The organism is Pseudoblastomonas aquimaris (assembly GCF_035481675.1).
Taxonomy (GTDB): Bacteria; Pseudomonadota; Alphaproteobacteria; order Sphingomonadales; family Sphingomonadaceae; genus Alteriqipengyuania_B.
The window spans coordinates 1,150,002-1,164,825 of record NZ_JAYJJW010000001.1 but is presented as its reverse complement, the minus strand read 5'-3'; the positions used below and the strand labels follow the sequence as shown (position 1 = coordinate 1,164,825).

Genomic DNA, 14,824 nt, shown 5'->3' with positions numbered 1-14,824 from the left:
TGACGGAATCGGCACGGGGCCCTAAAGGCGGCGCAAAGGTCGCTTGCATACGAATGCACACAGCGTGTCGTTCGCCTGCCTCGCGCCGTCCACCAGACCTGTTACGCCACGGAGTTTCCATTGGCCCACACGCTTTCCGTTCCGCTGTCCGCCCAAGGTATCGAAACCGCCGCGACGATCCACGCCAACCTGTCGAGCGAGGAGCTGACCGAGGCTGCGCTCGCCAACGGGGAAGGCAAGCGCGCCAAGGACGGTCCGCTGGTGGTAGAAACCGGCAAGCACACCGGCCGCAGCGCGAAGGACAAGTTCATCGTCCGTGACGGCGAGACGGAAGATACCGTCTGGTGGGACAACAACGCCTCCATGTCGCCGGAGCATTTTGCCGCGCTGAAGGCCGATTTTCTGGCCGCGCTGAAGGACAAGGGTGACCTCTACGTGGCCGACCTGTTCGGCGGATCGCAGCCCGAATATCGCGCCAACGTTCGCGTCATCAACGAATTCGCATGGCACAACCAGTTCATCCGCACGATGCTGTGCCGCCCGACGGCGAGCGAGCTGGACGGCTTCTCGCCCGAATACACGATCATTGACCTGCCCAGCTTCAAGGCTGATCCGGAACGCCACGGCACGCGCAGCGAGACCGTGATCGCGGTCAACCTCTCCGAAAAGCTCGTCCTGATCGGCGGCACGCAATACGCCGGTGAGATGAAGAAGAGCGTGTTCGGCATCCTCAACTACCTGCTCCCGCCGCAGGGCGTGATGCCCATGCACTGCAGCGCCAATATCGGCCCCGACGGCAAGAGCGCGGTGTTCTTCGGCCTGTCCGGGACCGGCAAGACCACGCTCAGCGCCGATGCCAGCCGCACGCTGATCGGCGACGACGAGCATGGCTGGTCGGACACCGCGGTCTTCAATTTCGAAGGCGGTTGCTATGCCAAGATGATCCGCCTCGATCCGGAAGCGGAGCCCGAAATCTACGCCACCACCAAGATGGAAGGCACCGTACTCGAAAACGTGGTGATGGACGCGAACGGCGAGATCGACCTCGATGACAACAGCCTCGCCGAAAATACGCGCGGCGCCTATCCGCTCAGCAGCATTCCCAACACCAGCGAAGACAACATGGGCCCGCCGCCCAGCAACGTCATCATGCTGACCGCCGATGCGTTCGGCGTGCTGCCCCCGATCGCGCGGCTGACGCCCGACCAGGCGATGTACCACTTCCTGTCGGGCTACACCGCCAAGGTCGCCGGAACCGAAATCGGCGTGACCGAGCCGGAAGCGACGTTCAGCACCTGCTTCGGCGCGCCCTTCATGCCGCGCCATCCCAGCGTCTACGGCAACCTGCTGAAGAAGCGCATTGCCGATGGCGGCGTCCAATGCTGGCTGGTCAACACCGGCTGGACGGGCGGCAAGTACGGCACCGGCCACCGCATGCCGATCAAGGCGACCCGTGCGCTGCTCAACGCGGCGCTCGACGGTAGCCTGAACGATGCCGAATTCCGCAAGGACCCAAACTTCGGTTTCGAAGTCCCGGTGGCAGTCCCGGGCGTCGACAGCGCGATCCTGGACCCGCGCTCGACCTGGGCGGACGGGGAGGAATACGACCGCACGGCAGAAAAGCTGGTCCAGCTCTTCGTCGACAATTTCGAACCCTTTGCGGCGCATGTCGACCAAGGCGTGCGCGACGCCGCACCGGCCGCCGCCTGACGCGCTGCCGGCATATGGCGCCATGAGAAAAACCCCCGGACGGGAGACCGTCGCGGGGGTTTTCTCTGGCCCCCGCGTCCTCGCACCCGATCAACGTGATCGGAAAAGCGCGCTTGCCCGCGGCCCAAATTCCGTTTCTGGCAATCCGACCGGCCAACCCCTAGGTTGGAGGCCGAGTAACGGATGGAAACGATGGCACACGATTGGCAACCCGGCAGCTGGACAGGTTTCGAAGCGAAGCACCTGCCCCGCTACGAGGACGAGGCAGCGCTGGCAGAGGCGACCGGCACGCTGTCGTCCTTCCCCCCGCTCGTCTTCGCGGGCGAGGCGCGGGCGCTCAAGGCGGAATTGGCCGAGGTATGCCGGGGCGAGGCGTTCCTGCTCCAGGGCGGAGACTGCGCGGAAAGCTTTGCCGAATTCCACCCGAACAACATTCGCGACACGTTTCGCGTGATCCTGCAGATGGCGGTCGTCCTGACCTTTGCCGGCAAGAGCCCGGTGGTGAAGGTGGGGCGCATGGCGGGCCAGTTCGCCAAGCCGCGCAGCAGTGATACTGAAACGCAGGGGCAGCAGACCCTGCCGAGCTACTTCGGCGACAACGTGAACGGGATCGAATTCGATGCCGAGACGCGCCGTAACGATCCGCAGCGCATGGTGCGCGCCTATAACCAGAGCGCGGCGACGCTGAACCTGCTGCGTGCGTTTTCGACCGGCGGCTATGCCAATTTGCGCAAGGTCCACCAGTGGACGCTCGATTTCATGGGCCGCAGCCCATGGGCGGACAAGTTTGCGCAAACCGCCGACCGCATCGGCGAAGCGCTCGATTTCATGGAAGCCTGCGGGATCGATCCGGCAACCGTGCCGCAATTGCAGGGCACCAGCTTCTACACCAGTCACGAAGCGCTGCTGCTGCCTTACGAACAGGCCATGACGCGGCAGGATTCGCTGACCGGCGACTGGTACGATACCAGCGCCCACATGCTGTGGATCGGCGACCGCACGCGGTTTGACGGCAGCGCGCACGTGGAATTCGCACGCGGCATCGGCAACCCCTTGGGCGTGAAATGCGGGCCGAGCCTGGAGCCGGACGTCCTCGTGCGCATCCTCGATACGCTCAACCCCTCGCGCGAGGCGGGCAAGATCGTGCTGATCAGCCGCTTCGGCCACGACAAGGTGGAAGCCGGCCTGCCGAAGCTCGTCCGCGCGATTGAGCGCGAAGGGCACCCGGTGGTGTGGAGCTGCGACCCGATGCACGGCAATGTCGTGAAGGCGGACAGCGGCTACAAGACGCGGCCTTTCGACCGGATTATGGGCGAGGTTCGCGGCTTCTTCGCGGTCCACAAGGCCGAAGGCACGCATGCAGGCGGTATCCACCTGGAGATGACCGGGCAGGACGTGACCGAATGCACCGGCGGCGCGGTGGCGATCACCGACGAACGGCTGGGCGATCGCTATCACACGCATTGCGACCCGCGCCTCAACGCCGCGCAATCGCTCGAACTCGCCTTCGCGATTGCCGAAATGCTGGTGGAAGAAGGGGTCGACAGCCGCGCCGCCGCGGCCTGACCCCAACTATCTTTCGTTAATTTCGGGAAATTTCCGGCCTCCCGGCCTTTCTATTGTCATGTCCGTCCGCCATGCTGGGGGAAGACACGAAGAGGGGAGGCGGATTTGGCATCGGTCCAGCCGCAACACGGGGCGCCCGCCGCGTCGCTCGAAGCAGAATTCCGCCGCACGCGCGCGCTTATGCCCGCGTTGGCCGCGCCGCTGTCCGAAGCGGATGCGACCATCCAGTCGATGGAGGATGCGAGCCCGACGAAGTGGCACCTGGCCCATACGACCTGGTTCTGGGAGACCTTCCTGCTTCGGGACCACGTACCGGGCTACACACTGCATGACGAGCGCTGGCCGTTCCTGTTCAATTCCTATTACGAGGCGGAAGGCGCGCGGATCGCCCGCGACCGGCGCGGCATGCTGTCCCGCCCCACGGTGGCGGAAATCCTCGACTGGCGGGATGCGGTGGAGGAAGCGATGGCCCCGCTGCTGGACCGCGAAGAGCTGCAGCCGCTCATCGCGTTGGGCTGTGCGCACGAGCAGCAACATATCGAGTTGCTGCTGACCGACATCAAGCACGCGCTGTTCCAGAACCCGCTCGGCCCGAAGATGTGGGACGGCCAGCCGGATCGGTCGGCGCAGCGTCCGCAAGGCTGGCACCGCCATCCCGGTGGCATCGCCAAGATCGGCCACGATGGCGATGGGTTCGCCTTCGACAACGAGGGGCCGTTGCACCGTACCTTGCTGGAACCCTTCGCCCTGTCGGACCGGCTTGTCACCAATGGCGACTGGGACCGCTTCATCGCGGACGGCGGCTACCGGGATCACCGCCTGTGGCTGGCGGACGGCTGGGCCTGGGTGAATGAGAACGGCATCGACGCGCCCATGTACTGGCGCGATCGCGAGCATTTCACCCACGCCGGCTGGCAGGAGCGCGATCCTCATGCGCCCGTCACCCACGTCAGCTATTTCGAGGCGGACGCGTTTGCCGAGTGGGCCGGATACCGCCTGCCGACGGAAGCCGAATGGGAAGCGGTCGCCCGCGGCCAGCACGACGATATCGAACCCGCCCATGATCCGGCAGGCGGCAACCAGCTGGACGGCGCGGTCCCGCCGCTGCTCACCGGATCGGACGGACTGTTCGGCGATGGTTGGCAGTTCACCCGCTCCGGTTATCTCCCATACCCGCGCTATGCCCCGCCGGCGGGCGCGGTGGGTGAATACAACGGCAAGTTCATGAGCGGGCAGTTCGTGCTGAAGGGCGCCAGCTGCGCCACGGTGCGCGGCCATTCGCGCGCGAGCTACCGCAATTTCTTCTACCCGCACCAGCGCTGGCAATTCACCGGCGTCAGGCTCGCGAAGGATCTTTGATGACGAAAAACAATTCCATGTCCCTCGTCGACTTGGACGAGGGCGGGGTGGACCGCGCCTTTCGCTCCGATGTGCTGGAAGGCCTGTCGCAGCGGCAGAAGGCGGTGCCTGCGCGCTGGCTTTACGACGATGCGGGCAGCGAATTGTTCGAGGATATCACGAAGGTCCCCGAATATTACCCGACCCGCGCCGAACGCTCCATCCTGGAGGCGCAGGGAGCTGAGTTTTGCGAGCTCATCGGGCCCGATCGCGCAGTGGTGGAATTCGGCAGCGGCTCCAGCCTCAAGACCCCGCTGCTTCTTTCCGCCATCGAGCCTGCGGCCTACGTCCCGCTGGATATCGCGGGCGATTTCCTCCGCGCCTCTGCGGCCGAACTGCAGGCGAAATTTCCCGATCTCGCGGTGTACCCGATCGAGGCCGATTTCATGCGGCGGGTGGAGCTGCCGGCGGCGGTGGCGGACATGGCCAAGCTGGGTTTCTTTCCCGGCTCGACAATCGGCAACATGGTCGCGTGGACGGCGGTCGACCTGCTGCGATCGATGCGCGAAACGCTGGGCGACGGATCGCAATTGCTGATCGGCATGGACCTGATCAAGGATCCGTCGGTCTTGGAAGCGGCGTATGACGATGCCGCGGGCGTCACGGCCGAATTCAACCTCAACCTCGCGCGCCGCATCAACCGCGAGCTCGACGGCACCATCCCGGTCGAGGCCCTGCATCACGAGGCCCGCTGGGAAGACACGTTCGCCCGTGTCGAGATGCACCTGGTGGCAGACCGCGACATCGAATTCGAGGTCTGCGACGAGACGTTCCGGATGGCGAAGGGCGAAAGCATCCACACCGAAAACAGCCACAAGTTCGACGAGCGGTCCTCGACAATGCTGCTCCTTGCCGGAGGGTGGACGCCGGTGAAGCGCTGGCTGGACGCTGAGGGCCGGTTTTCGCTCATCCTCGCCGACGCCAGCGAACCGCGCAACGCGCCCTGACGTGGGTCGGGCTGGCCGTTCATGGCAGGATAGGGTGGCGCACCCTATATAACCGGAATGTCGATAGATAATCTGTGGCGCGATGCGGCGAACGGCATTGCGGAGGTTCCGCAAACCGGGCTTATGGCCGTCGTCCTCGCCGCCGTGCTCCTCAGCGTGTTCGGCGGGTTTCTGCGTCGCCGCGCGCCGCGCCTGGGGGGGCTGATCCGCGGGACAAGCACCGTGGTCCTCTGCGGTGTCCTGGTGCTGGTGGTGCTGCAATTGAGCCGGCTCGATCCGCGCTTTGACATGGCGCTGCCGCAAGCCGGGCTGCCCGAACAGGTGGTGGAGGGCGGCGAAACCCGCGTACCGCTGGCGCGCGACGGGCATTACTGGCTGGATGCGGAGGTCAACGGCGTGCCCACCCGCTTCATGGTCGATACCGGCGCGACGCTGACGACTTTGGGCGCGGAGTCCGCTGCCGCTGCCGGCCTCGAACCTGCCCGCGATCGCCTGCCGATCCGCATGCAGACCGCCAATGGATCGATCAGCGCCAGCATCACCACCATCGACGAACTGCGCTTCGGCAATGTCGCGGCGCGCGGCCTCGATGCCGTCATCGCGCCCAATATCGGCCCGACCAATGTCATCGGCATGAACCTGCTCAGCCGCCTGAAGGGCTGGCGCGTGGAGCAGGGCGAGCTGATCCTCCAGCCCAACAATCCCCAGCCGGAACTAGTTGTGGACCGCTGAGCAAGGCTGTGGCGGGATAGCCACATTGTCCGGCGATTCCATGCGAATGTTGCACAGGCAATTGCCAGAACGGCATATAAGAGCGCAGATTCGATAGACCGGGAAACGATGCGGATAGGCACCGGTCCGGCAGAGGGAGATTTACGATGTCGCGTATGGCTCACACACAGGGGCGCCTGACGCGCCTGTCGCTTCTCGCAACCACCGGCATGGCGTTGCTCGCCACCCCGGCCATGGCCCAGGATGCGGGCACTCCGGCGGAAGATTCCGACGACAACCTGATCGTCGTTACCGCGACCAAGCGCGACCAGACGATCCAGGACGTGCCGTTCTCGATCAACGCGCAGACTGCGGAAGACATCCAGAAAACCGGCGCGACCACGCTGGAAGACCTGTCGCGCAATGTCGCCGGCCTCAGCGTGCAGAACCTCGGCCCGGGGCAGAGCCAGGTTTCGGTTCGCGGCGTCTCCGCCGGCCAGGTCGTGCGCGACCAGCCGGGCGTGAAGGAGCAGGTCGGCGTCTATCTCGACGAATCGGTGATTTCGCTGTCGCTGTTCACGCCCGATTTCGACCTGTTCGACCTAAACCGCGTGGAAACGCTGCGCGGGCCGCAAGGCACGCTGTTCGGTTCGGGCTCTGTCGGCGGCACCATCCGCTACATCACCAACCAGCCGACTCTCGGCGTTACCGAGGGCACGGTCGAAGCCAACATCAACATGGTGGAGGAAGACGATATCGGCGGCGCGCTGAAGGGCGCGGTCAACCTGCCGCTGGGCGACAACGCGGCGCTCCGCGTCGTCGGATACTGGCAGCATTACGGAGGCTTCATCGACGCCATCGGCCCGGCCGGCGGCGACAACGTCAACAGCGGCGATCGCTACGGCACCCGCGTGGCGCTGACGTTCGAACCGAGCCCGGGCTTTACCATCACTCCGCGCGTGGCATGGCAGAAGGTCGAAACCGGCGGCTTCAACCGGCAGGAGGTGTTCAACCTCTACGCCAACCCCTTCATCACCAACCCGGTGACGCTGGAAGAGCGCCAGCAGTACCTGCTGCTGCGCGAGGCTTTCGAGGACGAGACGCTGCTGGCCGACCTCGTGATCGACATCCCGGTAACGGATTATGCCACCGTCACTTCCGTCACCAGCTACATCAACCGCGACATCCTGGTCAGCCGCGATGCGAGCGCGCTGACCGGTTCGGTCTCGGTCGATCTGGGTTATCCGGACGCCGCCGTGGCCCTGCCGTCCAACCTGCGCGACACCACCGATTTCGAAGGGTTCACGCAGGAACTGCGGATCGCATCGACCGATGCGGGGCCGTTCCAGTGGCTCTACGGCGTGTATTATTCCGAAGTCGACCGCGTCTATGCGCAGCGCTTGCCGACGCCGGGCTACGCCGCGGCGACCGATGCGGCGCTGGGTGCGGGCACGTCGGCCGCAGTGGCCAACGGCTTCGACAATCTCGACAGCCCCTACAACGCAGACCTGCCATACAACATCAAGCAGTTCGCGATCTTCGGGGAGCTGTCCTACGAACTGACCGATCGCCTGACGGTGACGGCGGGCGCGCGCGCTTATGACTTCGAGGAAGAGCGGCGCTTCCTGTCCGGCGGCCTGTTTGCAAACGGTGACGACCAGACGGATTCGACCACCTCCGACGGCGTCAGCCCGCGTTTCATCGTGTCCTACGAAGCGAGCGACAACCTGACGCTGAATGCGCAGGTTTCGAAAGGCTTCCGCCTGGGCGGGGTGAACGATCCCCTCAACGCCACGCTGTGTTCGGCCAACGACCTTGCCCTGTTCGGCAACTTCCAGTCCTACGAGGACGAGACGCTGTGGAACTACGAAGTGGGTGCCAAGGCCTTCGGCCCCGGCTTCAGCTTCGGCGCGGCTGCGTTCTACAACGACATCAACAACCTGCAGACCACGCTCGATGCGGGCAGCTGTTCCAGCCGTATCGTGTTCAACGTGGAAGAGGCCTACTCACGCGGTATCGAGCTGGAGTTCGGGGTCGAGGCGGCACCCGGCCTCGATTTCAGCTTCAGCGGCAGTTACGTGGATGCGCAGTTCGGCACGACGCTGCCCGAACCGCTCGCGACGGCGACGGGCATTCGCGACGGCAACCGCCTGGCTTCCGTTCCGGAACTGCAGCTGTCGGCCGCGGCAAGCTACGAATTTCCCGTCGGCGATAGTGCCAGCGGTTACTTCGCGGCATCGGTCCAGCATGTGGGTTCGCGCTTTACCCAGCCTGCCGACCAGGAAAACAATCCGCGCACGTTCGTGTCGGGCCTGCCGTATCTCGGCGCGCCTGGGACGGATGCCACGGTGCTGGACCTGGAACTGCCGGAATACCAGCTGGTGAACCTCAGCGCCGGGATCGACTTCGACAGCGGCCTGTCGCTGATCGTCTATGCCAACAACCTGTTGGACGAAAACCCGCTGCTGTCGTTCGACCGCGAGCGTGGCGGGCGGGCCCGGCTCGGTTACTCGGTCGGCCAGCCGCGCACCATCGGGGTGACGGTGCGCCAGAGCTTCTGACGCTTCCGGACGGGAGCCCGGAGAGGGGGAAGGGCGCGGGACCGCAGGGTTCCGCGCCCTTTGCCGTTGGGCGTCAGGGAAGCTTCCCTTCAATCGCAGCGCGCAGCTTCACGATGCGGTCGGCGTTGTAGCCAAGGTCGCTCAGCCCGACGCGCGATGTGCTGCGGAAGTCGATGACGCTGCCGCCATTCTCGCCCGGGCGGACGCGGGCGGCGACATCGTCCTTGAAGCCGAACAGGAACGTCTCGGCCACTCCCTGCGCGGTGCCGGCCTCGGCGTCGGAGGTCACGCCCGAAAGGCCGATGGCTTTCATGCCGGCCATAACCGCTTCGAGCGCGGCAGCCGGATCGGCTGTGGTGTTGAGGGGCCGCACGTCGGGGAAGCTTTTAGCGATCAGCTGAGCAGACGTCTTGCCCGCCACGTCGCTGCCCTTCCACTCCTCATATTCGCCGAGCGGCGTGTCGAACCCGCGCACCGGGTTGGCGTCGATCCGTTCGCGTTCTGCCAGGATCGTCGCGGAATGCGTCGGCGGATCGGCAGGATCGGTGGTGACGTCGTGGATCGGCGGCACGCTTTCCGCCGTCGCGCTCACCGACGCGAGCCCGGCCATGAAGGCGGCAGGGATGGCGAGCGCGAAGAGCGCCCGGCCCCAGCTGCCTTTCGGCTTGCCGATCAGCGCAACGATCAGTGCGACCAAGGCGACCAGCGCCACGATGCCGATGAAGATCGGTCCCAGTTGCCTCACCATCGTGCCTAACGCGAAGGGCCATTCGATCAGGCCGAACTTGGGCCCGAACACGGCGGCGGCGAACCACAGGACGAGGGCGAGGGCGAGCCACAGGGCGATGCGGGGGAGGGTCGTTTTCATGCGCGCCTTGTGCCCCGCGCATGCCTCGCAGGCAAGGAATTACGCGGGTTTGCGCGCCTTGGCTGCCTGCGCCGCCAGTTCCTTGCGCCGCTGGGAAGGGTCCGGCTGCGGCCCGGCAAAGGCATCGGCCGGCAGGCTGCCGCGGCGGTCCATCAGGGTGAACAGCCAGATCAGCAGCAGCGGCAACTGGTAGAAAACGCTCATCCTTGCGACCGAGATCAGGCTGCCGTCGCGATAGCTGATGACGGTCGTCGCCAGCAGCAGGAAATAGAACAGGACCAGCAGGCGCGACGAACCGCGCCGCGCGGCGAGACGGTAGAAGTAGCTATAGAACGCGGCGAATATCGCGGTCTGGATCACGATGCCGAGCCAGCCGAGTTCGTACCATCCCGCGCCGGGCAGCGACGGGGTCATGCCCATCGGGCGCCCGTAATCGAACAGGTTCATGAACCGCACCGGCGCGCCGGCGGGCTTGCCCTCCCACAAGGCGCGCGGGATCGGTTCGGTGAAGAATTGCAGGTAGCTGGCGAAATAGTCGTAGGTGCCGCTGCGCTGCGGGACGACGTAGACCAGGTACTCGAAATACTCGAGATTGGCGTAGTCCATGTTTTCGAGCGGCGCGTAGTCGTAGGCCTGCTCCCACGCGACCGAGTTGTCCTCGATGAAGACCTCGCGGATGCCGCGCCCGCGGTCCGTCACCACCACGGCAAAGGCGAGGCCGGTCATCGCCACCAGCGCCACGGTGCGGGCATCCGGCCAGCTGCGCCGCTTGTCCCACAGCCACAACAAGAGGAGGGCGGTGATGGCGTAGACGAAGGGTCCGCGCCCGCCGGTCCCGGCGCGCATGATGACGAAAACGACCAGCGGGATGAACGACCACCACTTGAACCGCGTCAGCCAGGCGAACAGCACGGCAAGCGGGGCCAGCACCAGCTGCGCTTCGACGAAATAGCCGACGCTGTCGGTGTGGATCTTCACGAAAGTGGTGGGGTCGATCGTTTCGGTCGGATCGCCGCTGGCAATGGCCGTCCAGCGCGACAGGACGGACGCGAGGCCGAGCGGAGTCAGGATGGTGGCGGCGATGATAAAGGCGCGCCACAGGCTTTCACGCGGGATGGCTGCGCGCCCTGCCAATGCGGGCTCCAGTCGCGTGTCGCCAATCCTCAGGCTGACGAAGAGGAAGACGACGAGGCCCAGGTTCGCGCCCAGGATCACGGTCATCTTGTCCGCCATCGACGGCTGGAATTCGAACACCATGTAGACGAAGCGGAAGTCGTAGATGCGCGCCAGGATCGGGCGGAACACGAACAGGAAGCCGTGGAAGAGCAGGTAGAAGGCTGCCGGGTGATAGATCGACGCCGCCTTGTGCCGCGCGAACACCGTGCAGGCGGCCACGAAGAACAGCGTCGAGGCGATCAGGAGCAGGTCGTACATGCCGGGATGGGGAATAGGGCATGTGCCCGGCGAAGCAAAACTGTGGGCGAGGCAAAGCGGGGGACGGCGATGCTATCGCCTCCGGCGCGGTCATGCGCCATGTCATGCGCATGACCGCGCGTGATACCCCGATTGCCGTGATGTGGGAGAATTTCGGCCCCTACCATCACGACCGCGCCCGCGCGCTGGCAGCGGCGGGCTACCGTGTCCATGCCATCCAGCTGTTCGGTCGCTCGACCGATTATGACTGGGAGCAGGCGGAAGAGGTGCCCTATCCGCTGGTCACCCTGGCGCGCGGGGAGGAGACCACCGGCACGCTTGCGCTGGCCCGGCGACTGGTCGGCGCCGTCCGCCAATCGGGCGCGCGCGAGTGCCTGTTCTGTCACTACGAAAAACCTGCCGTGCTCCTCGCCGCGACCATCCTTGCCATGCGGGGCGTGCGGGTCTTCACCATGGTTGCTTCGAAAGGCGATGACTATGCCAGGCGGCCCTGGCGCGAGGCGCTGAAGCGCCTGTGGCTGAAGCCCTACGCCGGCGCGATTGTGGGAAGCGAACGGTCTCGCAATTACCTTGCCGGGCTCGGCCTGCCGGGCGCGCGTAGCGTCACCGGCTACAACACGGTCGACATTGCCCGCATCCGGCAGCAGGGAGATGCCGCTACCGAGCCATTTTACGCAGACCGCCCGTTCGTCATCGCGGCGCGGCTGGTGCCGAAGAAGAACATCGCACACGCCCTGCGCGCCTTCGCGCAAGTACGATCGGCGGGCGTCGAAAGGCGCCTGCGAATTCTCGGCGACGGTCCCCTGCGCCGCGATCTCGGAAGCGAGGCGGCAAGGCTCGGCATCGCCGAACACGTGGCCTTTGAAGGCCATTGTTCCAGCGCTCAGGTCAGCGTGGCCATGCGCGAAGGGCTCGCACTTCTGCTGCCGAGCCTGTCGGAGCAATTCGGCCTGGTCGTGAACGAAGCGCTGGCCAACGGGCTTCCGGTCATCGTGACCCGCAATGCGGGCGCGGTGGACCTGCTGGTCGACGACGGCATCAACGGTATCGTGATCGATCCGCAGGACGAGGGAGCGCTGGTGGACGCGATGCGCGCAGTGGACGATGAATCGCGCTGGCAGCCTATGCGCAGCGCCGCGCGGGACAGCGCCCCGCGCGGCGACGTGCGGCAGTTCGTGGAAGGGGTGGAGGCGCTCCTCGCCCTGCCTAGGCGGTCGTGAAGAAGCCGGTCTCCTCCCAGATCGACCCGGCGTAGGCGTTATACGTGAACTCGATCCAGTCGCCCGATCGGCTCAGCACCCGGTCGGCGGCAAGCTTCATCCACCATTTCGTGCCCTTGGCGAATTTCAATCCTGCGCCCGGCGTGTCGGACAGGGCGCGGATCTTCACTTTCTGGCCGTGGGCATAGGCGAAATTGCTGCCGCCTGTGGGGAAGCGCGCCAGCGCCATGTCGTGCGGCCCGTTGGCGTCGAAATAGCAGCCGATCAGCGGGCTGTTGGGCGTGATGGTGGTCGCGCCGGTCAGCGGACCCATGTTGGCCGTGCCGTAGCTGCCGCTCTGCGTCACCAGGTTGCGGATTTCGATGGCGGGCACGCTGACGGGCGGATGGCCCACCGTGGGCGCGGCGTTCATCACGCAGTCGTCGATCACCAGGCGCACCGAGCTCGTGACATAGCCGGTCCAGCTGGGCGGGTACCATTGCCGCCCGCCATCCCTTGCCAGCTGGGTCCGCCGGGTGCGCAGCGTAACGTGGACATCGCGCGGCGGCAGCTGATACGTGCCCGCGGGCGCATTGCCGATCTGGGTGGTCAGGGTGGCCGGCCCTGTGATCCGCAGCGGCACGATGGCGTTCTTGGCGTCGATCGTGGCATCGATATCGAGGTCGATATCGCGCAGCGCGGAATAGAGCGGGGTCGACAAATCCACCGTCGCATCCGTCGTCCGGATGCGCCCGCGCACCCAGCAGCCCACGAAGACCGTCGGGATATTGCGGAACTCGCACCCGTCGAGCTGGGTGATCGGCGGCGCGCCGGCGGCATCCCGCGTGGGATAGAGGTAGTGGTAGGTGATGCCGTCGGTCGCGCCACTGCCGATCAGCGTCGTGTCGCTGTCGCGCCAAAGGCAGCCGCTGTATTGCGCGCGGGTCTTGCCCGTGTCCTCCTGCGCCGTGCGCGCATCGCCGAATTCGCACTCGCGCGCGACGAGCGGGCAGTTCGTGCCGGGGTTGAAGGCGTTGGCATTGGTGGTCAGCAGCCTCGTGCGCTCGATCGTCAGGCTACGCTGGGTCTTCGCGCCGCCGAAATAGATCTCGCCCTTCCAGCCGATGAAGTCGCAATCGGCGATCACGACGTCCCCGATGTGGGTGTCGTGCAACCAGACCGCCTTGTCGCTGGTGTCCCAGCCGTCTCCGGTCGCAGGGTTGGCAGGCCAGCTTTGCTGCCCGGTCCGCTGCCGGTTGCCGATGAAGTTCAGGCGATGGATCTCCAGCCTTTCGATGGCGAGCCTTTCCGGGGCTTCGGCGCCTTGGTCCGCAAGCGCAAACAGGCCGCCGCCCCGCCACACGGCGTCGCCGGCATCAGACGCGGATTTCGGCACCACCTGCCAACTGGCTTCCGGGTCGGCCCCGCCGAGGCCGCGGAAGTCGAGCGTGCTGCGCGCGGGGCCGACGCCGCGCAGTGTCACCGATCCGCGGGCGACGAGCGGGTGACCGTCGGGCGAATAGATATCGTTCGCCGGGCTCGTGCGCTGCGGGCAATGGATGCGATAGGCAGGCGCGGTGAAGCGGACTTCGCCGATGCCGGTGGCGGCCGCGTAATCGAGCGCGGCCTGGATCGCCGGCTGGTCGTCGGTTACGCCGTCGCCGATCGCGCCCGCCTGTTCGACTGCGATCCCGCCCGCTTCCGGCATCAGGCGGAAGACGCGCCCGTCCACGGCGCGAAAGGTGCATCCCGGGTGATCGGCAAGCAATTCATCGGTGCATCGCGCATCGTGGACGTAACGCGCCGCCCCGATACCGCCTGCCGCATGGGCAGAGCTGTCGATCCGGTCGCAACCGGGCGGCACGGCGCGGCCGGAAAGCTGCGCGAAGGGCGCCGCGGCGAGGAGGCTTGCCCGCGCAGCTAGGCCGCGCGCGATCATGTCGGGCGCGCTCATTGTGCGATCCTCCAGTCGACCGTCCCGCCCGTGATGTCGAATTCGAGGTAGAGCGTGGCCCCGTCCTCGTATTCGACCCAGACCGGCTCGCAGGCGTTGCCGGTGAAGCTTGCCCACGGGGCACCCGCCAGCGTCAGCGGATTGCGGGTCGCACCGTTGTTGGTGGAGCGGGTGACAGTCACGGTGCCTTCCCATTCGCCGGCGAGGCGCAGCATCACGGGCGTACCGGGTGCGGGGGCGAAGGGCCCTTCCTCGCCGACCGTTGCGGCCATGCCCTCCAGCGGCTGGGGCGGCGATTCGGCACGGGCCAGCACCGGCAGGGGGCTGTCGTGGTCGATCAGGGCGAAGCGTCCGGCAGGGTCGGCATAACCGAGTGCGAAGGCGGGTGCGAAGCCGCCTGGCAAGTCAATGGGCAAATCAATGGGCAAGTCTTTCATGGTTGGCTCCTGCGGTAAAAGGAACCAATTCGGTTATGC

11 protein-coding genes are annotated in these 14,824 nt (G+C 66.0%); 7 read left to right on the top strand and 4 right to left on the bottom strand.

Going from position 1 to position 14,824, the window contains the following annotated elements:
* Window positions 1–120 precede the first annotated feature (120 nt).
* The 6 genes from VCJ71_RS05710 (at window position 121) to VCJ71_RS05685 (ending at window position 8,893) form a co-directional block, all read left to right on the top strand.
* Complete coding sequence (locus VCJ71_RS05710; protein WP_324639736.1) at window positions 121–1,710, top strand: phosphoenolpyruvate carboxykinase; 1,590 nt, start codon at window positions 121–123, stop codon at window positions 1,708–1,710.
* Window positions 1,711–1,902: 192 nt separating this feature from the next.
* A complete protein-coding gene (locus VCJ71_RS05705; protein WP_324639735.1) occupies window positions 1,903–3,276 on the top strand; it encodes a class II 3-deoxy-7-phosphoheptulonate synthase in 1,374 nt (457 codons plus the stop codon).
* Between the two features lie 105 nt (window positions 3,277–3,381).
* Window positions 3,382–4,635 (top strand): ergothioneine biosynthesis protein EgtB, encoded by a 1,254-nt coding sequence (gene egtB / locus VCJ71_RS05700; protein WP_324639734.1) that lies wholly within the window; start codon window positions 3,382–3,384, stop codon window positions 4,633–4,635.
* Window positions 4,635–5,621, top strand: coding sequence for an L-histidine N(alpha)-methyltransferase (egtD, locus tag VCJ71_RS05695; protein WP_324639733.1), 987 nt, complete (start codon window positions 4,635–4,637; stop codon window positions 5,619–5,621). The genes egtB and egtD overlap by 1 nt, the downstream gene beginning before the upstream one ends.
* Before the next feature lie 57 nt (window positions 5,622–5,678).
* Entirely contained in the window at window positions 5,679–6,353 is a 675-nt protein-coding gene (locus VCJ71_RS05690; RefSeq protein ID WP_324639732.1) for a retropepsin-like aspartic protease family protein, read from the top strand.
* Between the two features lie 155 nt (window positions 6,354–6,508).
* Entirely contained in the window at window positions 6,509–8,893 is a 2,385-nt protein-coding gene (locus tag VCJ71_RS05685) for a TonB-dependent receptor (RefSeq protein WP_416379158.1), read from the top strand.
* A gap of 73 nt (window positions 8,894–8,966) precedes the next feature.
* On the opposite strand, the gene VCJ71_RS05680 is transcribed toward VCJ71_RS05685, so the two are convergent.
* Window positions 8,967–9,761, bottom strand: a complete 795-nt coding sequence (locus tag VCJ71_RS05680) for a DUF1499 domain-containing protein (RefSeq protein WP_324639730.1) — start codon at window positions 9,759–9,761, stop codon at window positions 8,967–8,969.
* 39 nt (window positions 9,762–9,800) lie between these two features.
* Window positions 9,801–11,195 (bottom strand): O-antigen polymerase, encoded by a 1,395-nt coding sequence (locus VCJ71_RS05675; protein WP_324639729.1) that lies wholly within the window; start codon window positions 11,193–11,195, stop codon window positions 9,801–9,803.
* A 110-nt stretch (window positions 11,196–11,305) separates the two neighbouring features.
* Here VCJ71_RS05675 and VCJ71_RS05670 point away from each other — a divergent pair, with 110 nt between their 5' ends.
* Window positions 11,306–12,415, top strand: a complete 1,110-nt coding sequence (locus VCJ71_RS05670; RefSeq protein ID WP_324639728.1) for a glycosyltransferase family 4 protein — start codon at window positions 11,306–11,308, stop codon at window positions 12,413–12,415.
* On the opposite strand, the gene VCJ71_RS05665 is transcribed toward VCJ71_RS05670, so the two are convergent.
* Together VCJ71_RS05665 and VCJ71_RS05660 are read right to left on the bottom strand one after the other, a co-directional pair.
* Window positions 12,402–14,348 (bottom strand): pectate lyase family protein, encoded by a 1,947-nt coding sequence (locus tag VCJ71_RS05665; protein ID WP_324639727.1) that lies wholly within the window; start codon window positions 14,346–14,348, stop codon window positions 12,402–12,404. The genes VCJ71_RS05670 and VCJ71_RS05665 overlap by 14 nt on opposite strands.
* Entirely contained in the window at window positions 14,345–14,785 is a 441-nt protein-coding gene (locus tag VCJ71_RS05660) for a hypothetical protein (protein WP_324639726.1), read from the bottom strand. Before VCJ71_RS05660 ends, VCJ71_RS05665 begins: the two co-directional genes overlap by 4 nt.
* Window positions 14,786–14,824 lie beyond the last annotated feature (39 nt).